The sequence below is a fragment of the Isoptericola jiangsuensis genome (genome assembly GCF_048320105.1).
Taxonomy (GTDB): Bacteria; Actinomycetota; Actinomycetes; order Actinomycetales; family Cellulomonadaceae; genus Isoptericola; species Isoptericola jiangsuensis_A.
The window spans coordinates 2,438,026-2,456,468 of the sequence record NZ_CP182942.1 but is presented as its reverse complement, the minus strand read 5'-3'; the positions used below and the strand labels follow the sequence as shown (position 1 = coordinate 2,456,468).

General features: G+C 70.9%; 18 protein-coding genes, 1 tRNA gene and 1 pseudogene. 12 read left to right on the top strand and 8 right to left on the bottom strand.

Annotated elements, in window-relative coordinates:
* Window position 1 precedes the first annotated feature (1 nt).
* Window positions 2-295: pseudogene (locus ACNHYB_RS11465) on the bottom strand (integrase core domain-containing protein); the annotation flags it as partial.
* Between the two features lie 64 nt (window positions 296-359).
* Here ACNHYB_RS11465 and ACNHYB_RS11460 point away from each other — a divergent pair.
* The 3 genes from ACNHYB_RS11460 to ACNHYB_RS11450 are packed head-to-tail and all read left to right on the top strand — an operon-like array spanning window position 360 to window position 3,377.
* Window positions 360-1,736, top strand: coding sequence for an IS30 family transposase (locus ACNHYB_RS11460; RefSeq protein ID WP_418275469.1), 1,377 nt, complete (start codon window positions 360-362; stop codon window positions 1,734-1,736).
* Window positions 1,717-2,061 carry an integrase core domain-containing protein gene (locus ACNHYB_RS11455; protein WP_418275468.1) on the top strand — a complete coding sequence of 115 codons (345 nt, stop codon included), beginning with the start codon at window positions 1,717-1,719 and terminating at the stop codon, window positions 2,059-2,061. Before ACNHYB_RS11460 ends, ACNHYB_RS11455 begins: the two co-directional genes overlap by 20 nt.
* A 29-nt stretch (window positions 2,062-2,090) precedes the next feature.
* Entirely contained in the window at window positions 2,091-3,377 is a 1,287-nt protein-coding gene (locus ACNHYB_RS11450) for a hypothetical protein (RefSeq protein WP_418275467.1), read from the top strand.
* Between the two features lie 244 nt (window positions 3,378-3,621).
* Here the strand turns inward: ACNHYB_RS11450 and ACNHYB_RS11445 are convergent.
* A tRNA-Leu gene (locus tag ACNHYB_RS11445) sits at window positions 3,622-3,705 on the bottom strand.
* Window positions 3,706-3,970: 265 nt separating this feature from the next.
* Here ACNHYB_RS11445 and ACNHYB_RS11440 point away from each other — a divergent pair.
* Genes ACNHYB_RS11440 through pknB form a run of 7 tightly spaced genes read left to right on the top strand, consistent with a single transcriptional unit; the run spans window position 3,971 to window position 13,013 of the window.
* A complete protein-coding gene (locus ACNHYB_RS11440; RefSeq protein ID WP_418275466.1) occupies window positions 3,971-4,690 on the top strand; it encodes an FhaA domain-containing protein in 720 nt (239 codons plus the stop codon).
* 10 nt (window positions 4,691-4,700) lie between these two features.
* The gene (locus ACNHYB_RS11435; RefSeq protein ID WP_418275465.1) at window positions 4,701-5,186 is read left to right on the top strand and encodes an FHA domain-containing protein FhaB/FipA; all 486 of its coding nucleotides are present in this window, start codon (window positions 4,701-4,703) and stop codon (window positions 5,184-5,186) included.
* A gap of 6 nt (window positions 5,187-5,192) precedes the next feature.
* Window positions 5,193-6,488, top strand: a complete 1,296-nt coding sequence (locus ACNHYB_RS11430; protein ID WP_418275464.1) for a PP2C family protein-serine/threonine phosphatase — start codon at window positions 5,193-5,195, stop codon at window positions 6,486-6,488.
* Window positions 6,485-8,065 (top strand): FtsW/RodA/SpoVE family cell cycle protein, encoded by a 1,581-nt coding sequence (locus ACNHYB_RS11425; protein WP_418275463.1) that lies wholly within the window; start codon window positions 6,485-6,487, stop codon window positions 8,063-8,065. Before ACNHYB_RS11430 ends, ACNHYB_RS11425 begins: the two co-directional genes overlap by 4 nt.
* A complete protein-coding gene (locus ACNHYB_RS11420) occupies window positions 8,062-9,519 on the top strand; it encodes a peptidoglycan D,D-transpeptidase FtsI family protein (RefSeq protein ID WP_418275462.1) in 1,458 nt (485 codons plus the stop codon). Before ACNHYB_RS11425 ends, ACNHYB_RS11420 begins: the two co-directional genes overlap by 4 nt.
* Window positions 9,516-10,946 carry a protein kinase domain-containing protein gene (locus tag ACNHYB_RS11415; RefSeq protein WP_418275461.1) on the top strand — a complete coding sequence of 477 codons (1,431 nt, stop codon included), beginning with the start codon at window positions 9,516-9,518 and terminating at the stop codon, window positions 10,944-10,946. Before ACNHYB_RS11420 ends, ACNHYB_RS11415 begins: the two co-directional genes overlap by 4 nt.
* Window positions 10,947-13,013 carry a Stk1 family PASTA domain-containing Ser/Thr kinase gene (gene pknB / locus ACNHYB_RS11410; protein ID WP_418275460.1) on the top strand — a complete coding sequence of 689 codons (2,067 nt, stop codon included), beginning with the start codon at window positions 10,947-10,949 and terminating at the stop codon, window positions 13,011-13,013.
* Window positions 13,014-13,086: 73 nt separating this feature from the next.
* Here the strand turns inward: pknB and ACNHYB_RS11405 are convergent, their stop codons facing one another.
* The 4 genes from ACNHYB_RS11405 to ACNHYB_RS11390 are packed head-to-tail and all read right to left on the bottom strand — an operon-like array spanning window position 13,087 to window position 15,486.
* On the bottom strand, window positions 13,087-13,740 hold the full coding sequence (locus tag ACNHYB_RS11405; protein ID WP_418275459.1) for an aminodeoxychorismate/anthranilate synthase component II: 654 nt from the start codon (window positions 13,738-13,740) through the stop codon (window positions 13,087-13,089).
* The gene (locus ACNHYB_RS11400) at window positions 13,737-13,901 is read right to left on the bottom strand and encodes a hypothetical protein (protein ID WP_418275458.1); all 165 of its coding nucleotides are present in this window, start codon (window positions 13,899-13,901) and stop codon (window positions 13,737-13,739) included. The genes ACNHYB_RS11405 and ACNHYB_RS11400 overlap by 4 nt, the downstream gene beginning before the upstream one ends.
* Entirely contained in the window at window positions 13,901-14,758 is an 858-nt protein-coding gene (locus tag ACNHYB_RS11395; RefSeq protein WP_418275457.1) for a class E sortase, read from the bottom strand. Before ACNHYB_RS11395 ends, ACNHYB_RS11400 begins: the two co-directional genes overlap by 1 nt.
* Window positions 14,755-15,486: a DUF881 domain-containing protein gene (locus tag ACNHYB_RS11390; protein WP_418275456.1), complete on the bottom strand. Its 732-nt coding sequence runs from the start codon at window positions 15,484-15,486 to the stop codon at window positions 14,755-14,757. The genes ACNHYB_RS11395 and ACNHYB_RS11390 overlap by 4 nt, the downstream gene beginning before the upstream one ends.
* Window positions 15,487-15,692: 206 nt before the next feature.
* Between ACNHYB_RS11390 and ACNHYB_RS11385 the strand changes: the two genes are divergently transcribed.
* Window positions 15,693-15,956, top strand: coding sequence for a cell division protein CrgA (locus ACNHYB_RS11385; RefSeq protein ID WP_418275455.1), 264 nt, complete (start codon window positions 15,693-15,695; stop codon window positions 15,954-15,956).
* 106 nt (window positions 15,957-16,062) lie between these two features.
* Here the strand turns inward: ACNHYB_RS11385 and ACNHYB_RS11380 are convergent, their stop codons facing one another.
* Together ACNHYB_RS11380 and ACNHYB_RS11375 are read right to left on the bottom strand one after the other, a co-directional pair.
* The gene (locus tag ACNHYB_RS11380; protein WP_418275454.1) at window positions 16,063-16,794 is read right to left on the bottom strand and encodes a rhomboid family intramembrane serine protease; all 732 of its coding nucleotides are present in this window, start codon (window positions 16,792-16,794) and stop codon (window positions 16,063-16,065) included.
* Window positions 16,795-16,966: 172 nt separating this feature from the next.
* The gene (locus tag ACNHYB_RS11375) at window positions 16,967-17,506 is read right to left on the bottom strand and encodes a peptidylprolyl isomerase (RefSeq protein WP_418275453.1); all 540 of its coding nucleotides are present in this window, start codon (window positions 17,504-17,506) and stop codon (window positions 16,967-16,969) included.
* Window positions 17,507-17,604: 98 nt separating this feature from the next.
* Between ACNHYB_RS11375 and ACNHYB_RS11370 the strand changes: the two genes are divergently transcribed.
* Window positions 17,605-18,441 (top strand): hypothetical protein, encoded by an 837-nt coding sequence (locus tag ACNHYB_RS11370; RefSeq protein ID WP_418275452.1) that lies wholly within the window; start codon window positions 17,605-17,607, stop codon window positions 18,439-18,441.
* Window positions 18,442-18,443 lie beyond the last annotated feature (2 nt).

Below are 18,443 nucleotides of genomic sequence, written 5' to 3'. Positions count from 1 at the left end.
GTCAGGCGGCGAGTGCGACCTGAGTGGTCATGATGGCTTCGTACTCGATGGGGGTCAATCGTCCGAGGCGGGCCTGGCGGCGGCGTCGGTGGTAGGTGCGTTCGATCCAGGTGATGATCGCGATCCGCAGGTCTTCGCGGGTGGTCCAGCGGCGCCGGTTCAGGACGTTCTTCTGCAGCAGCGCGAAGAAGGACTCCATGGCGGCGTTGTCTCCCGCGGAGGCGACCTGCCCCATGGATCCGCGCAGGTCGTGACGGCGCAGCGCGGCCAGGAAACGCCGGCTTCGAAATTGGGCGGGTTCAACCGGTCGAAGCAACACCCCGATCTCGGAGGTGTTGATGGGACGTCATCCGGACTGGATGGTGACGCAGACAGGCCGGCCAGCGATGCGTTCTCCTGGGCGGCCCCCGATACGTCGGGAGGTCGGCCGCGCGTTCTGGTCGCGGATCGCCGATGGGCTGTCCAGTGAGGAGGCTGGAATCGCCGTCGGTGTATCGCAGGCCGTTGGATCACGCTGGTTCCGTCAGGGTGGCGGCATGCCGCCGTTCAGCCTCGGCCCGTCGTCGGGACGCTACCTCTCCTTCGCCGAGCGTGAAGAGATCGCCCTGTTGAAGGCGCAGGGACACGGTCCTCGCGCGATCGCCCGATCGATCGGGCGATCACCGTCGACCGTCTCTCGCGAACTACGTCGCAACGCAGCCACCCGAGGCGGGAAGCTCGAGTACCGAGCGTCAGTGGCCCAGTGGAAGGCCGAGTTGATCGCCCGCCGCCCGAAGACCGCGAAGCTGGTCCAGGACAAGCGCTTGCACGACTACGTCCAGCAACGACTGGCAGGTGAGATTCGTCGTCCCGACGGGGCCGTGGTGCCGGGTCCCCGCCCGCCGGCGTGGAAGGGTCTCAACACACCCCGCCGACGTGACAGACGGTGGGCGACAGCGTGGAGCCCGGAGCAGATCTCGCACCGGCTGAAGATCGACTTCCCCGATGATGAGTCCATGCGCATCAGCCACGAGGCGATCTACCAATCGCTGTTCATCCAAGGCCGTGGCGCGCTCAAGCGTGAACTGGTGACCTGCCTGCGCACCGGCAGGGCACTGCGAGAACCTCGCTCCCGGTCACGCAACAAGCCCCAGGGACACGTCACCGCCGATGTCGTGCTGGCCGAGCGGCCCGCCGAGGCCGCGGACCGCGCCGTCCCGGGGCACTGGGAAGGAGACCTGATCATCGGGACCGGTCGGTCCGCGATCGGCACGCTGGTCGAACGCTCGAGCCGCTCCACGATCTTGGTGCATCTGCCCCGGCTGGAGGGATGGGGTGAGCAGCCCGCGGTGAAGAATGGTCCCTCGCTCGGCGGCTACGGCGCCGTTGCGATGAACGCCGCACTGACCGCGTCGATGACGACACTGCCCGAGCAGCTGCGCAAGACGCTGACCTGGGACCGTGGCAAGGAACTGGCCGGGCACGCGCTGTTCGCTCTCGAGACCGGCACGAAGGTGTTCTTCGCCGACCCGCACTCGCCGTGGCAGCGGCCCACGAACGAGAACACCAACGGGCTGCTGCGCCAGTACTTCCCCAAGGGCACCGATCTGTCGCGGTGGTCGGCCGACGATCTCGAAGCCGTCGCCCTGGCGGTCAACAACCGGCCCCGCAAGGTTCTCGGCTGGAAGACCCCCGCCGAGGTCTTCGCCGAGCAGCTACTCTCGCTCCAACAACCCGGTGTTGCTTCGACCGGTTGAACCCGCCAACTACCTCTCGATCGTCTACACCGACCGCATCGGCGCGCTCGGCGCGAAGCCGTCCACCGGGACCGTCGGTGACAGCTACGACAATGCCCTGGCAGAGGCCGTCAACGGGCTCTACAAGACCGAACTGATCCGCCGACGCGGGCCGTGGCGCACGATCGAACAGGTCGAGCTCGCCACCCTGGAGTACGTGTGGTGGTGGAACAACCAGCGCCTCCACGGCGAGCTCGACATGCGCACCCCGTTCGAGGTCGAGGCGGCGTACTACGCTGCCCAAGAATCACCCCGGCCAGCACTCGCTGGCCAAGGGAACGCATAGGAACGAAACCCAGGGCGATTCAGGGCGTAGTGATCGATCATGACCACACGCTGTGGGTCGACGCCGACACCGGCGAGATCGCCCCGTGCCCGTCCACTTGCCCCGCGGTGACGTTGACGCCCGAAGACGTCCACACCGCGATCGTCCAGGCGGGCCTACCCAAGACCTTCTTCAGAACGCCCTCGGTCGCCATCGATGGCACCGACGTGGAGTCCTACTATCCCGCGTTCCAACACGACGCACTCCCTGCCGGCGGGAGTATCTGCGCAGACCCGGACGCGGGCTGGGTCAAGCGGACGGCCACCCATCGCAGGCCCTCCGAGTTTTGTGCCGGCTACGAGCTTCACCTGGCCACCTACGTCCCCCAGATCGACGGCGAGCAGCTGCCCGTGCTGTGTGCTGGCATGGCGCTGCGCCCCGGCGTCACTGACCGCAACGGAGCAGCCCTCGCCCTCGTCCACGCCGTCATGAACCATGGCCCAATCCGCGAAGCGCTCTTCGACCGGGGTTACACGATGGCCAAGGGTGAGAATTTTGCCCGGCCCCTGCGCACCCTCGGCATCGACGTCGTCCTCGACCTGCACACGACTCAGCGTGGATGCCGTCCCGGCCCCGTACCTGGCACCTTGTGGATCGACGGCAGCCTTTACTCCGACGCGATCCCGGAGAACCTGCGACGCATCGACCCGCCCCGCATCGGTCAGACTGCCGCTGAGAGGGCCCGGATCCGCGAGCTGTTCGACGCCCGCGAGGCCTACCGTTTTACCCCGCACAGCCGGCACAACGAGACGCTGGGTACACAGCGGTACAAGGGCCCCGCCCTGGCCGGCCACGTGCGCTGCCCAAACACGCCAGCATCCATGCGTCGCAGCCACGCCTTACCCACCACGACCTGCACTCTCGGCGCCGAGTGCGGCTGCGGCATCACCCTGACAGTGCCCGACACCCTGCACCAGAAGGACCGTCAACGACTGCCCTGGCAGTCGACCGCCTGGTCCCGCTCCTACCACCGCCGCAACCGCGTCGAGAACCTCAACTCCCGCATCCGCGTCCACGACGCCGACGTCAACCACGGCTTCATCCAGGTCCGCGGACTGACCCCCACCGCCCTCCTGCTCGCCTTCGCCCTGGCGGCCTACAACACTCGCGAGCTGCACCGCTGGTACGTCGCTGCAGGCCTCGCTGAGCCGTGGCAAGTCGAGCTCGGCGAACCACCCGACGAGCGCCCTGTCGGCTACACCACCCGCTCACGCACCGCCCGTCGGCGAGGACCACCCGGCCAGGCCAGCAGCACCAGCCACAACCCGACTACCTGACCCACCGGCACCGCCGACCGGACGAGCACGTCCCGAACAGGTCCTGAACCACGCCGCGGCCACCGCAGGACCACCGCCCGACACCACCACCGCCGCCGGACGACCGGCCCACCGGGCGCCCGACCCAGCACCAGCCGGCGCCACGCTGCACGAACCACCCAGAAACGACAAAAGTCCCGGCCGGGTGACCCCGGCCGGGACTTTTCGAAACTGCACCGCTCTCGAAACCGAGAACGGCCTCACGTGCGCGAGGGGGGAGTTGAACCCCCACGCCCTTTCGGGCACACGGACCTGAACCGTGCGCGTCTGCCTATTCCGCCACTCGCGCGTGCCGTAGGAGATTAGCACGGTCGGGCCCTGCGATCCCAACCCGGTCCACCCCTGTTGACCGGGACGTGCGTCACAGGGACGGCGTCCGCACCCGGCAGGACCGCCCACACCTGCGACCTGTGACCGGCCCGTGACCTGCGGGCCCGACTCTGCGCGAGGGATTCGCATGAAATCCACAGGTTCCCGGGCGCGGGTGGTGCGCCGCTGCCTACGATCTGGATAGTCTGCCCGCAAACGGGTGCGGGTCGACGAGAGGAGGTGGCATGGGAGCGCTGGACCGCTTCGAGAAGAGCGTCGAGCGGGTGATGAACAACGCGTTCGCGAAGGTCGGACGCGGTGGCGAGGTCAAGGCGGTCGAGCTGGCGAGCCGGTTGCGCCGCGAGATCGACGACCGTGCCGCCGTCGTCGGGCACGACCGTACGGTCGCCCCGAACGAGTTCACCATCGAGCTCTCGCCGGCCGACTTCGACCAGGTGCAGAGCTGGGGGGCGGAGACCCTCGCGGACGAGCTCGCCACGAACCTCACCGAGTACGCGGCGTCGCAGCACTATGCCTTCGTGGGTCCCGTGAGCGTCTCCTTCGAGGACCACGAGGAGCTCACGGGCGGCCGCTTCCAGCTCCGCTCCGCCACGGTGCGCGGCAACGTGGCTCCCGCCACCAACCCCGCGCCGAGCACCCGCCACCCGCTCATCGACATCGACGGGCAGCGCTACCTGCTCACGGGCCCGGTCACCGTCATCGGCCGCGACGCCGAGGCCGACATCGTCGTTGACGACCCGGGCGTCTCCCGCCGCCACCTGGAGATCCGCGTCGCACCGGACGGCGTCATCGCCACCGACCTGGGCTCCACGAACGGCCTCTTCGTCGAGGGACACCAGGTTCCCGCGGCGACACTCCTGGACGGCAACACCCTGACGATCGGGCGGACCCGCATCATGTTCTGGACCGGCACCTCCGCCGGCCGGCAGACCGAGGACTGGTGATCGACCGAGGATGAACGAGCTGACGTTCACCCTGCTGCGGCTGGGATACCTGGTGCTGCTGTGGGTGTTCGTGCTCTCCGCGGTCGCCGTGCTGCGACGCGACCTCGCACTCCGTGCACCGCGCGCCCGGCGCACCAAGAAGTCCGACGACGTCGCCGCCGCCCCGGCGGTACCGGCCGCCACGGGGCCGTCGTCGTCCAGGTCGGGGCCGACGCGACTCGTGGTCGTGGCCGGCCCCCTCACCGGCACCACGCTGCCGCTGACGACGTCGTCGATCCTCATCGGTCGCGCACCGAGCTGCACGCTCGTTCTCGACGACGACTTCTCGTCATCGCGCCACGCCCGGATCTTCCCGCAGGGCGACCACTGGTACGTGGAGGACCTCGGCTCCACGAACGGCACCTACCTCGGGGAGCAGAAGGTCACCTCGCCCGTGCACCTGCCGGCCGGCGTCGGCGTGCAGATCGGCCGTTCCGTCGTCGAGCTGCAGGGGTGACGCGCGGTGACACTCGCCCTGCGCTACGCGGCGCGGTCCGACGTCGGGCTCGTCCGTAGCGACAACCAGGACTCGGCCTACGCCGGTCCCAACCTGCTCGTCGTCGCCGACGGCATGGGAGGCCACGCCGGCGGGGACATCGCCTCCAGCCTCGCCGTCGCGGCCCTCGCCCCTCTCGACACGCCCGACCACGGGCCGGAGCAGGCCCTCGCCGACCTGGAGCGCACGGTCGAACAGGCCCGCCAGGACCTGGTCCACGCGTCCGAGGTCGACCCGGACCTCGCCGGCATGGGCACCACGGTCACGGCCCTGCTCCGCTCGGGCAACACCCTGGCCATGGCCCACCTCGGCGACTCTCGCGCCTACCTGCTGCGCGAGGGCACCCTCGCCCAGGTCACCATCGACCACACCTTCGTCCAGCACCTCGTCGACACGGGCCGGATCTCCCCGGACGAGGCCGAGACCCACCCCCAGCGCAACGTCGTCATGCGCGTGCTGGGGGACTTCGACGTCGACCTCACGCCCGACATGTCGATCCGCGAGGCCCGCGCGGGCGACCGGTGGCTGCTGTGCTCGGACGGGCTCTCCGGGTTCGTCCCGGTGGACCAGATCACCGAGGTCCTGGTCGACTCGGAGACGCCCGACGAGGCGGCCGACATGCTCATCACGCTCGCCATGACGGCGGGCAGCACCGACAACATCACCGTGGTCGTCGCGGAGATCGTCGACGACGGCGAGACCGCGCCGTCGGCCGGCACGCAGGTCGTGGGCGCCGCGGCGTCCGGCGTCACCCCGGAGCTCGCCCGCCCTGCCGACGAGACCCCGGACGACCTCGCACCGAACCAGGGAGACGAGGACGACGACGAGGACGACCAGGACGCCCGCCCGCCGAAGCGTCGGCCCTGGATCGGCGTGCTGGTGATCCTGCTGGTCATCGCCGCCGTCGGCTACGGGGGCTGGTGGGCGTACGGCTGGACGCAGCAGCAGTACTACGTGGGTGTCGCGGACGGTCAGGTGGCCGTGTACCAGGGCATCCCGCAGGACGCCGGGCCGTTGACCCTGTCGACCCCGGTGGTCCTCACCGGGACGTCGGTGGACGACCTGCCCGACTACTGGGTCGACCGACTCGACGGCACGATCCAGGCCGGTTCCGAGGCGGAGGCGGTGGAGCGTGCCGACCGGCTCATCGCCGAGGCGCTCCCGACGCCCACACCCTCACCGTCCGCATCGTCGGACGTCGCACCGAGCCCGACCCCCAGCCCCGCGGCCTCCGGGGCCGCCGACGAGGAGGCCACCGAGTGACCTCCGAGAACCCCACGGTGGAACCGCGGCAGCGGCGTCCGCTGCGACTCGCCGAGATCTTCCTGCTGATCCTCGCCCTGGCCGGCGGCGTCGGCGGGTTCGCGATGGTGGGCCTGTCGATCCGCGGCGAGCTGCCCGCGGGCTTCTGGAGCACGAGCCTGCTGCTGGCGGCCATGGCTCTCGTCGCCCACCTGGTGCTGCGCTTCCGTGCCCCCTGGGCGGACCAGGTGATCCTGCCGGCCGTCGTGCTGCTCAACGGCATCGGCCTGTCCATGATCTGGCGTCTGCAGATCTCGGGCTCGACCGGCATGGCTGCGGCGGACGCGACGGGCAACATGCGCGCCTCGCTGATCGGCGCCGTCATCGCCTTCGCGATGCTGTGGCTGCTCAAGGACCACCGCTGGCTGCGCCGCTACACCTACACCGCCATGCTGGTCGGTCTCGCGCTGGTCGCGCTCCCGCTGATCCCCGGCATCGGCACCGAGATCAACGGCGCGAAGATCTGGATCTCCGTGGCCGGCTTCTCCCTGCAGCCCGCCGAGTTCGCGAAGATCGCGTTCGCGGTGTTCTTCGCGGGCTACCTCGTGGTCAACCGGGACACGCTCGCCCTGGCCGGACCGAAGATCCTCGGCCTGCACCTGCCACGCCTGCGCGACCTCGGCCCCATCCTGCTCGTGTGGGCGGCGTCCCTCGTGGTCCTGGTGATGCAGCGGGACCTCGGTACCTCGCTGCTCTTCTTCGGCCTGTTCGTGGCCATGCTCTACCAGGCCACCTCGCGATCGAGCTGGGTGCTGCTCGGCCTGACGCTGTTCGCCGTCGGCGCCCTGACGGCCGCACGCCTCTTCCCGCACGTCGGGGCCCGCATCGACGTCTGGCTGCACCCGTTCGACGCCGCCCAGTACGAACGCGACCCGGGTGGTTCCTACCAGCTCGTCCAAGGCCTCTTCTCGATGGCGAACGGTGGGCTGTTCGGGACCGGCTGGGGAGCCGGACGCCCGTTCCAGATCCCCTACGCCTACTCGGACTTCATCTACGCGGCGCTCGGCGAGGAGCTCGGGCTCACCGGGCTCGCCGCGATCCTGCTCACCTACCTGCTCATCGTGCAGCGAGGCCTGAAGGCGGCCCTGTCGGTGCGCGACGGCTTCGGCAAGCTCCTCGCGGGCGGCCTCGCCTTCGTCATGGCGCTGCAGATCTTCGTGGTGGTGGGCGGCATCACCCGCATCATCCCGCTGACGGGCCTGACCCTGCCGTTCGTCGCGCAGGGTGGGTCGTCGCTGCTCGCCAACTGGATCGTGATCGCGCTGCTGCTGCGAATATCCGACCACGCGCGCCGGCCCTCGGACCTTCCGGTGCGCGGGCAGGTCGGTGCCGGTGGCGCACGGGAACCGGAGCCCGTCCTCGTCGGCGGGCCTGACGACTCCACGGGCACGCCGGCCGCCGGGATGTCCCTGCCCCGGCGTCCCGTGTCCGAGCGCGAGGCGGCCGGCACGGCCACCAGCGGCGCCTCGCCGGCGGCCGCCACCGAGTACATCGACCCCGAGCAGCCCGCCGACCCGCGAGGAGGTGACAGCGCGTGAACACGACCACCCGCCGCCTGGCCGGCATCGTCATGGTGATGTTCCTGGCGCTGCTGGTCTCCACGACGTGGATCCAGTTCTTCCGGGCCGAGGCGCTCAACGACGACCCCCGCAACGCCCGGTCCCTCTACGCCCAGTTCGGGACCAACCGTGGCCCTATCGTCGTGGGCGACGAGACCATCGCCAGCTCCACCCCGGTGGACGACGAGTGGAACTACCAGCGCGAGTACGCCCACCCTCGGCTCTACGCACCGCTGACCGGGTACTACTCGCTGGTCAGCGGATCGTTCGGCGTGGAGAAGGCGGAGAACGACTTCCTCGCGGGAGCCGCCGACGCGCTGTGGGTGGACCGGCTGCAGAACCTCCTCACCGGGACCGACCCCCAGGGCTCGTCGGTCGAGCTGACGATCGACCCCGAGGCCCAGCAGGCCGCGTGGGACGCGCTCGGTGACCAGCGCGGCGCCGTCGTCGCCATCGAGCCGTCCACGGGACGGATCCTGGCCATGGTGTCCAAGCCGACGTACGACCCGAACGACCTGGCCACCCACGACACGGGCGCCGCGAACGAGGCCTACCTCGACCTGCTCAACGACGACGACGACCCGCTGATCAGCCGTGCCTCGAACTGGCTCTACCCGCCCGGCTCCACCTTCAAGCTCGTCACGACCGCCGCGGCCCTCGAGAGCGGCGACTACGAGCCGGACACCGTCATCCCCGCGCCGGTGACGTACACCCTGCCCGGCACCAGCACCTCTCTGCCCAACTACGGCGGCGAGGCCTGCTCGTCCACGAACGAGCAGACCCTCGCGGACGCCCTGCGCATCTCCTGCAACACCGCATTCGCCGAGCTCGGCGTCGACCTCGGCGCGGAGGCCCTGTCGGAGCAGGCGACCGACTTCGGCTTCGGCGAGGCACCCAACGTCCCGTTCGCCACGGTCGCCAGCGACTACCCCGACCCGGACTCGCTGACACCGGACCGCGTGGCCCTCTCAGCCATCGGCCAGGGGGACGTCCGGGTCTCCCCGCTCCAGGTCGCGATGACCTCGGCGGCGATCGCCAACGGCGGCGAGGTCATGCAGCCGTACTCCGTGGAGCGCATCCGTGACCCGCAGCTCGAGGTCGTGTCCGAGACGCGTCCGTCCGGCCTCGGTGACGCGATCTCCAGCAGCACCGCCGCCAGCCTCACCGACATGATGGTGAGCGTCGTGGAGAGCGGGTCGGGAACCTCGGCCCAGATCTCCGGTGTGACGGTCGCCGGCAAGACGGGGACCGCCCAGACGACGAGCGACGTGCCCCCGCACGCCTGGTTCACCGGGTTCGCGCCGGCGGACGACCCGCAGGTCGCGGTCGCCGTCGTCGTGGAGCAGGGCGGGTCCATGGGGTCGGAGGCCACCGGCGGCCGTGTCGCCGCGCCGATCGCCAAGGCGGTCATCGAGGCGGTGCTCAACCGATGAGGCCAGCAGTGGGCATCTCCCTCGGCGACCGATACCGCCTGACGCGGCGGATCGCCATCGGCGGCATGGGCGAGGTCTGGGTGGCCGACGACGGCTACCTGGGCCGCGACGTGGCCGTGAAGGTGCTGCGCGAGGAGTACACGGGCAACGAGGACTTCCTGAAGCGTCTGCGCACCGAGGCCCGCAACAGCGCCGCCCTGTCGCACCCGAACATCGCGCAGATGTACGACTACGGCGAGCAGGACGGCGCCGGGTACCTGATCATGGAGCTCGTCCTCGGCGAGCCGCTGGCCGACCTGCTGGAGCGCGAGCCCGTCGTGGCACCCCGCAAGCTCTTGCCGATCCTGTCCTCCACGGCGCGCGGTCTGCACCACGCCCACCTGGCGAAGGTGGTGCACCGCGACGTCAAGCCGGGCAACATCCTGCTCGAGCACAACGGCCGCGGCGTCAAGATCACCGACTTCGGCGTCTCCCTCGCCGCGAACCAGGCGACGATGACGGCCACGGGCATGGTGATGGGCACCGCGCAGTACCTCTCGCCCGAGCAGGCGGTGGGGCAGGCCGCGACCCCGGCGTCCGACATCTACGCCCTCGGGATCGTCGCCTACGAGGCGACGGCGGGCCGTCGACCCTTCACGGGCTCGACCCCGGTGGACATCGCCGTGGCGCACGTCAACGCCGCCGTGCCGCCGCTGCCGTCGACCGTCCACCCGGGCCTGGTCGACGTCGTCATGCGGATGCTCGCCAAGGACCCGGGGCGTCGTCCGACGTCGGGACAGGCGCTGGCCGACGAGCTCGACCAGCTCGCCCACGAGATCGCGGAGGACCCGCTGGGTGCGCGGTCGCGGGCAGCACGGCGCGCCGCCCGCAGCGGCAAGCCGGCGCCGGTGCGCCACGCCCGGCCCGACGACGCCGATCGCGCCCCCGAGCCCGCCGACGCCGCCTCCACGGCGACGCCGGACGCGCCCGAGGTCCCGACGTCCCGCCCGCACGCCGCCCGGGCACCCGAGACCCCGGCGGCGCGCGGACAGCGCACCTACCCGGCACGCCGCGACCTCCACGGCGGTTCCATGACCCGCCCCACACCCCCGCAGGGGACGCGCAGCCGCACCACGGTGACCCGGGAGGACCCGCCGCAGAAGCCCACACGGTCCTCGACCACGACCGGGCAGCGGCTGGGACCGCTCGGCCGGTTCTCGTGGCCGCTGCTGGCCCTGCTGGGCCTCCTTGCGGTCCTCGCCATCGCGTCGCTGCTGAGCGCCCTGCTCGGCGGGGACGACGACGGCACGGCCGCGGCGCTCGTCGCTGCGGGTGTTCTGACGACACGGCCTGCGGCGTTGCGGGCGATGACAGCTCCCGTCTCTGGGATGATGCTCCCAGACCGGTCGTGCCCGCGCGGCACGACCTCGACCGAGAAGGACGACTGAGTGGTGGAGAACACGCCCCGAGTACTCGCGGGCCGGTACGAGGTCGGTGAGCTCATCGGCCGTGGAGGCATGGCCGAGGTGCACATCGGCCACGACGCACGCCTCGGTCGCACGGTCGCGATCAAGGTGCTGCGCTCTGACCTGGCACGCGACCCGTCGTTCCTGGCCCGGTTCCGTCGCGAGGCACAGTCCGCCGCGGCCCTGAACCACCCGGCCATCGTGGCCGTCTACGACACGGGGGAGGACACGGCCACCGACTCGAACGGTCAGCCGGTCCACATCCCGTTCATCGTCATGGAGTACGTGGAGGGGCACACCGTCCGCGACATCCTCGCCGACGGCGCCGCCGTGCCGATCGAGGAGGCCGTGGAGATCACCGGCGGCATCCTCAGCGCGCTGGAGTACTCCCACCACGCGGGAATCGTGCACCGCGACATCAAGCCCGCGAACGTCATGATCACCCCCACCGGGGCCGTGAAGGTCATGGACTTCGGGATCGCCCGCGCCGTGGCGGACTCGGCGGCGACGATGACGCAGGGCCAGGCGGTGATCGGCACCGCGCAGTACCTCTCCCCGGAGCAGGCCCGCGGCGAGCAGGTCGACGCCCGGTCCGACCTCTACTCCACCGGCTGCGTGCTCTTCGAGCTGCTCACCGGCCGCCCGCCGTTCGTCGGCGACTCGCCGGTCGCGCTCGCCTACCAGCACGTCGGCCAGGAGGCTCAGCGGCCCAGCGAGATCGCCAACGACGTCCCGGACGTCCTGGACCGCATCACGCTCAAGGCCCTGACGAAGGACCGTGACCAGCGGTACTCGTCGGCCGCGGAGTTCCGGGCGGACCTCGACTCCGCGATGCGCGGCGGGGCGGTCGGCGCACCCGCCGTGGGTCTCGCGGCCGGGGCGGCCGCGGGGTACGCCGCGACCCAGGTGCTCGGGGACCCGACGGCCACGCAGGTGATGGACCCGAACCAGACGTCCCCGTGGGGGGCGACGGGTCTTCCCGCGGACCAGACCGGCGTGGGCAGCCCGGTGGACCCGGAGGAGGACAAGCCGAACCGCAAGGCGCTGATGTGGACGCTCATCGCCGTCGGCGTCGCGGCTCTCGCCGCGATCCTCTGGTTCGTGTTCCAGGACGACGGGAACGACCCGGAGATGGTCGCGGTCCCGTCCCTGACGTCGGACATGAGCCCGGACGACGCCGAGGCTGCGCTGGAGGAGGTCGGTCTGGTCTTCTCGCAGCGCATCGACGAGGAGTCCGACGAGCCCCAGAACACCCTGACCCGCTCGGAGCCCACGTCGGGCGCCCAGGCCGAGGTCGGCTCCACCGTCGCCGTCTACTTCTCCGGCGGTCCGGAGACCTTCGCGATGCCCAACCTCGCGGGGATGAGCGAGGACGAGGCCCGGTCGACCATCACGGAGAACGACCTCACGGTCGGCGACGTCACCCAGGGCGCCAGCGCCTCGGTGGAGGCGGGTCACGTCATCTCCAGCGACCCGGCGGCCCGTGAGGCCGTCGAGCCGGGCGACTCCGTCAACCTCGTCATCGCGAGCGGGCAGGTCGACCTGCCCAACCTCATCGGCGAGTCGCAGGACGACGCCGAGGGCGTGCTCGCGGACCTGGGCCTGAACTCCAACATCGAGTCCATCCCGGTCGACGACGGCAACGACGTCGGCAAGGTCGTCGACCAGTCCCCGGGCGAGGGCACCGTGGACCAGGACACCCGCGTCACCCTGACGATCGGCTCGGAGCCCGAGGCCGAGATGGTGCAGGTGCCGAACGTCGTCGGGCAGAGCGCCGAGGACGCCAAGGCGACGCTCGGCAGCCAGGCGAACCTGCAGGGCGTCGAGACGACGGCGTCGAACGACCAGTACTGCCCCGGCTTCGTGTTCGAGACGAACCCGCCGGCGGGGACCGAGGTCGAGGTGGGTTCGGACGTCCAGCTGTCGGTCTCCACGGGCGCGCAGGGCCAGGACTGCTCGGGCGGCGGGGCCACACCTGCCCCGGCCTCCGGCAACGACGAGCCGGACGAGCCCGACGACGGCGACGGCGGTGACGACGGCCAGGGGTGACACCTCGGCATGACGGAGCCCCGCTGACCGGCACGGATCGTGCGCCGGACGGCGGGGCTTCGTCGTGCCCGGCTCAGCCCGCGTGGACCAGCGGAGCCATCCCGGCCGAGCGTCCGACGGCGTCAGCGTCGCCGCACACCGTCAGCCAGTTCGCCAGGAGCCGGTGACCCCCCTCGGTGAGGACCGACTCCGGGTGGAACTGCACGCCGTGCAGCGGGAGCTCGCGGTGCTGCACGCCCATCACGACGCCGGACGCCGTGGTGCACGTGACCTCCAGCTCGGCGGGCACCGTCTCGGGCTCCACGGCCAGCGAGTGGTACCGCGTCGCGGTGAAGGGGACCTTCAGGCCGTCGAGCACGCCGCCGCCGTCGTGCTGGACCTCGCTCGTCTTGCCGTGCATGAGCTCGGGGGCGTGCGAGACGGTGGCGCCGTACACCTCCGCGAGGGCCTGGTGGCCGAGGCAGACGCCGAGCATCGGGGTGCGTGATCGGGCGCAGGCACGGATGACGTCCTCCGACGACCCGGCCTCCTCGGGGGTGCCGGGGCCGGGGGAGACGAGGACGCCGTCGAAGGGCGTGCCGTCCTCGTGCCAGAAGCGGCCGTCGTCATCGGGCTCGGGCACGGCGTCGTTGCGCACCACGGTGGTGCGCGCACCGAGCTGGTCGAGGTAGCCGACGATCGTGTAGACGAACGAGTCGTAGTTGTCGATGACGAGGATGGAGGTCATGGGTGCGCCTCGACGGTGTTGTCGTTGATGGGGACGTACTCGGAGAACCAGGGGAAGACCCACTCGAAGCAGACCCAGACGGCCGCCACGAAGAGGACCACGAGGAGCAGGATCCGGACCCAGGTGGGACCCGGGAGCATGCGCCACAGCAGGCCGTACATCATCTCACCCCCGCCGGTGCCGGTGCGGACGTGCCCGCCGCCTGGACGTCGACGCCGGCGTCGAGCAGCTCGGCGGGCGTGCCCTCGTCCACGGGCGACCAGTAGTCGAGCTCTCCGTGCACGACGTACCGCTGCGCGGCGGAGTACATGGGGTGGCAGGCCGTCATGGTGAGGAAGCGTTGCGTGAGCTCGGGCAGGGGCTCCCCGGGCTCGACCCCGGGGACGGGGGAGACGACCTCGACCTGGTTCGGCCAGACGATCTCGTGCGACGTCATGCGGTACACGTACCACGTGTCCTCGGTGCGCACGACGAGCGCGTCGCCCTCCTTCAGGTCGGCGACCAGGTGGAACGGCTTGCCGTAGGTGGTGCGGTGACCCGCCACGGCGAAGTTCCCGAGGTCGCCGGGCATCGCCGTCCCCGGGTAGTGGCCGATGCCGAGCCGGTCGAGGATGGTCGCCTTGTCCACACCCTGGGCGACGGGGGAGACGTAGTCCGCTCCCCAGCGCGGCACGTAGAACTCCGCGAAGACCTCGCCGATCGGCGGCTCGTCCATGACCGGGGGGTCGTCGCGGTACTCGGGGGACACCTGCGGCCCGTCGTCCACAGGGGCAGGGGGCGGGGTCCACTCCAGCTCGGCGAGCACCTCGGTGTGGATGCGTTCCGCCTGCACGTCCGTCCACCACAGCTGCCAGACGACGAAGAGCCCGAGGAACACCCCTGCCGTGATGAGCAGCTCGCCGACGAAGCCGACCAGCGAGCTGACGATCCCGCCCCGGTGGTGCACCCGTCCGTGCGAGGGCGGCGGGGGCGAGCCGGCCGGCGGACCCGCGGGCAGGGTGGCACGCACGTGCTTCACGAGAACACGTCCGTCCCGGCCGGCACGTCGGCGTACTGCAGGTCGCGGGTCCCGGCGTAGGCCGGCATGTCGATGACGTCGTGACGCGCGACGTCGTAGCCGATCCCGACCCAGTCCACGTACTGCCGGTAGAGGGCGACGCCGGAGGAGGCGTCGAGGGCGGCCTCCAGCCGGTCGGGGTCGCCGATGGCCTCGACGACGTAGGGCGGCGAGAAGACCTTGCCGTGCAGGAGCAGGATGTTGCCGGAGCACCGGAAGGCGCTGGTGGAGGTCACACGCTCGCCCTGCAGGGTCATAGACTCCGCGCCGCCGGCCCACAGCGCGTTGATGACGTGCTGCAGGTCCTGCTGGTGCACCACGAGGTCGTCGGCGGCAACACCGGGGATGTCGAGCGACGACGTCGGGGCGTCCTCCAGGGCGACGCTGAGACCCCCGCCGGTGACGGGCCACGTGCCCGACACGACGCCTTCGCGCTCGCGCAGGTCGGGGCTGCGGGAGGGGACGTCGACGTCGACGGCGGCGCTCAGCTCCTCGACCTCGGCGTTGAGCGCGGCGGCCTGGTCGCCGAGGGTCTCGACGCGGTCGGACTCGTTGGCGACCACGGAGGAGAGGTCCTCGGCGTGGCGTGTCTCTTCGCCCTGCGAGAGCTGCGCGCTGACCGCGAACAGCATCCCGGAGAGCGCGAGCACGAGTGCGACGGACAGACCGGATCTCGTCCTGGGTGACACCTGGCCTCCTGCGCTCTTGTCCACAACCCTCGTCCACAACTCCTGTGGACAAATTCTCGCATCCTCGGCGTCGCCGGGCTGCCGCGCCGACCGTGCGCACAGGACTGTGCACCGGCCGGTCGTGCTGGCCACTACGCTAGACGACAAACCGTCGTCGGCGTCCGGGTGAACTCCCGCCGTCGCACCTTGCTGACAGGAGCAGACCCGTGTCCGAGTCGAAGTCGTCGAAGCCCGGGAAGAACAAGCGCGAGGCCCAGGGCGTCCCGACCCCTCAGCAGTCCTCGGTCAACCCCAGGTGGCTCGTGCCCACGATGCTGACGCTGATGCTCGCCGGTCTCGCCTGGATCGTGACCTACTACCTGACGAGCCAGAACCTCGGGCTCCCGATCCCCGCGCTGGGGAACTGGAACCTGCTGGTCGGATTCGTGCTCATCATCGCGGGGTTCTCGCTGACGACCCGCTGGAAGTAGTCCTGTACAAGTGACACGGGTGTGATTCCACACCTGTGTACATCCCTGGGGACAACTCCGGGACGGCGCCGTCGAGGACGTCAGGGACGCCGTCGGGACAGCACCGTCAGAACAGTGCCAGCTGCGGCACCGTCGAGTACTTCCACCACGTCAGCGCCACGAGCACGACGCCGACGACGACGGGCAGCGCCCAGCCGACGAGCCGCTGACGCTCCCGGGGCGCCATGGCGAAGCCTGACCCGATCGCCAGCCCCACGACGAGACCACCCACGTGCGCCTGCCAGGCGATGCCGCCGACGAAGAACGGCAACGCCATGTTGATGGCGATCAGCGCGACGATCTGCCCCGCGTTGCGGCCCAGCCGGCGCAGCACCGGGATGATCGCGCCGAACAGTCCGAACACGGCACCGGACGCCCCGACGACGCCGGTCCACCAGCTCTGCTCCAACGGCTGGGCCAGCAGCAGCACCCCCACCGAACCGCCGAGCGCGGCCAGCAGGTACAGCGCGAGGAACCGTGCGCGACCGAACGCCTGCTCGAGGAACGGACCCACGAGCCACAGCGCGTACATGTTGAACAGGATGTGCAGCGGGCTCGTGGAGTGCAGGAACGCCGCCGTGAGGAAGCGCCACGGCTCCTCCTGACCGGCCGCGGGGGAGAACGCCCACTGCTGGGTCCACGCGCCGCTCGTCGTGAGCTGCAGGATCCAGCTCACCGCGCACAGCGCGATGATCGACAGGGTGACGACCGGGCGGCCCTGGCGGACCTGCGCCCCGAAGACGGTGCGCGTGGTCGGCGTCGACCGCGCCGCCTGGGCGACGCAGTCGACGCACTGCACGCCGACCGCCGCGGGCCGCTGGCACTCCGGACAGGTGGGGCGTCCGCACCGCTGGCAGCGCACGTACGCGACCCGGTCCGGGTGACGCGGGCAGACCGGCGGCGCGTCGCCGGACTGCCCGGCAGGCTGAGGCGTGGAGATGGCTCGGCCCTCCGAGGCTCGCGGGGAGGAGTCAGTCCTCGACGGTCACCGAGTTGATCACGATGTCCTCGACGGGACGGTCACCCGGGCGGGTCTGCGTGGAGCCGATGGCGTCGACGACGGCACGCGACTCGTCGTCCGCGACCTTGCCGAAGATGGAGTGCTTGCCGTTGAGCCACGAGGTCGCCGCCGTGGTGACGAAGAACTGCGAGCCGTTGGTGCCCTCGACCGCGCCCGTCACGGGGTTGCGGCGCTTGCCGGCGTTCGCCATCGCGAGCAGGTACTTCTGGTCGAACACGAGCTCGGGGTGGATCTCGTCGTCGAACGTGTAGCCGGGGCCGCCCGTCCCGGTCCCGAGCGGGTCGCCGCCCTGGATCATGAAGTTGTCGATGACGCGGTGGAAGATGGTGCCGTCGTAGAGCGGCTCGTTGCGCTCCTCGCCCGTGCGCGGGTCGGTCCAGGCCTTGGATCCCGTGGCCAGACCGACGAAGTTCGCGACGGTCTTGGGCGCGTGGTTCGGCAGGAGCTCGATACGGATGTCACCGGCGGTGGTGTGCAGGGTTGCGAACATGTCGTCCATTCTCGCACCCGCCGCTCGGTCGCGGTCCACATGCGACGAATCGGGCGTGTGGCGGTGCGGTCCGGCAGAGGCGGTGGCAGAGTGGGCACATGGTGCAGACCCCGAAGATCGACACAGACAAGGTGAAGGACTCGGCCGCCGAGGTCGCGGCCGCACTGGTCGGCGCGGGCTCCCGTGCCGCCGACGGCGCCCGTGATGCCGCAGGCCAGGCCATCGACTGGGCGTCGCCCCGGGTGGACTCCTTCGTCGACTGGCTGAGGCCTCGTGCGGAGAAGGCGTGGAACGACAGCGTCCAGGCCGCCGCCCCGCGGGTCGAGGGCGCCGCCAAGAAGGCGGGCCCGCTCGTCGACACCGCCCACGAGAAGGTCGTCGACGACTACCTCCCGAAGCTCGTCGCGGCGTTCAACGCCGCCGCGGCGCGCGCCGCGATGACGGCCGAGGAGGCGGCCGACGCCGCCAAGAAGGCCGCCAAGCACGCCGAGAAGGCGGCGAAGAAGGCGCAGCGCAAGGGTCGTCGTCGCAAGACGCTGGTCTGGACGGCCGTGATCGGCGGGACCGCCGTCGTCGGCTACGCCTTGTACCGGCGGGCCCAGCCGCAGACCGACCCGTGGGCCGAGCCCTGGGAGCAGCAGTCCGGCGCCGACCTCGACCACGTCGCCCGTGACGCGCGCCACGTGGTCGGCGACGCCGCAGAGGCCGTCGGCGAAGCCGCGGGTGCCGCGGTCGCCAAGGGCAAGGAGGCGACGGAGAAGCTCACGGAGAAGGCCGCCGAGGTCAAGGACGACGTCACCGCCCGGGCGTCGCGAGCCCGCAGGAAGACCACCTCGGCCACCGAGTCCGCCGCTGACGACGCGGCGGAGGCCGCTGACGACGCGAAGGACGCCGTCGTCGACGCCGCCGAGGAGACCAAGGACGAGACCAAGTAGTC

Excerpts from the sequence above, each read along its gene's own strand:
- ACNHYB_RS11415 (WP_418275461.1), top strand. The coding sequence starts at position 9,516 with ATGAGGCCAGCAGTGGGCATCTCCCTCGGCGACCGATACCGCCTGACG.
- ACNHYB_RS11440 (WP_418275466.1), top strand. The coding sequence starts at position 3,971 with ATGGGAGCGCTGGACCGCTTCGAGAAGAGCGTCGAGCGGGTGATGAAC.
- ACNHYB_RS11460 (WP_418275469.1), top strand. The coding sequence starts at position 360 with ATGGTGACGCAGACAGGCCGGCCAGCGATGCGTTCTCCTGGGCGGCCC.
- ACNHYB_RS11435 (WP_418275465.1), top strand. The coding sequence starts at position 4,701 with ATGAACGAGCTGACGTTCACCCTGCTGCGGCTGGGATACCTGGTGCTG.
- ACNHYB_RS11375 (WP_418275453.1), bottom strand. The coding sequence starts at position 17,506 with ATGTTCGCAACCCTGCACACCACCGCCGGTGACATCCGTATCGAGCTC.
- ACNHYB_RS11405 (WP_418275459.1), bottom strand. The coding sequence starts at position 13,740 with ATGACCTCCATCCTCGTCATCGACAACTACGACTCGTTCGTCTACACG.
- ACNHYB_RS11400 (WP_418275458.1), bottom strand. The coding sequence starts at position 13,901 with ATGTACGGCCTGCTGTGGCGCATGCTCCCGGGTCCCACCTGGGTCCGG.
- ACNHYB_RS11370 (WP_418275452.1), top strand. The coding sequence starts at position 17,605 with ATGGTGCAGACCCCGAAGATCGACACAGACAAGGTGAAGGACTCGGCC.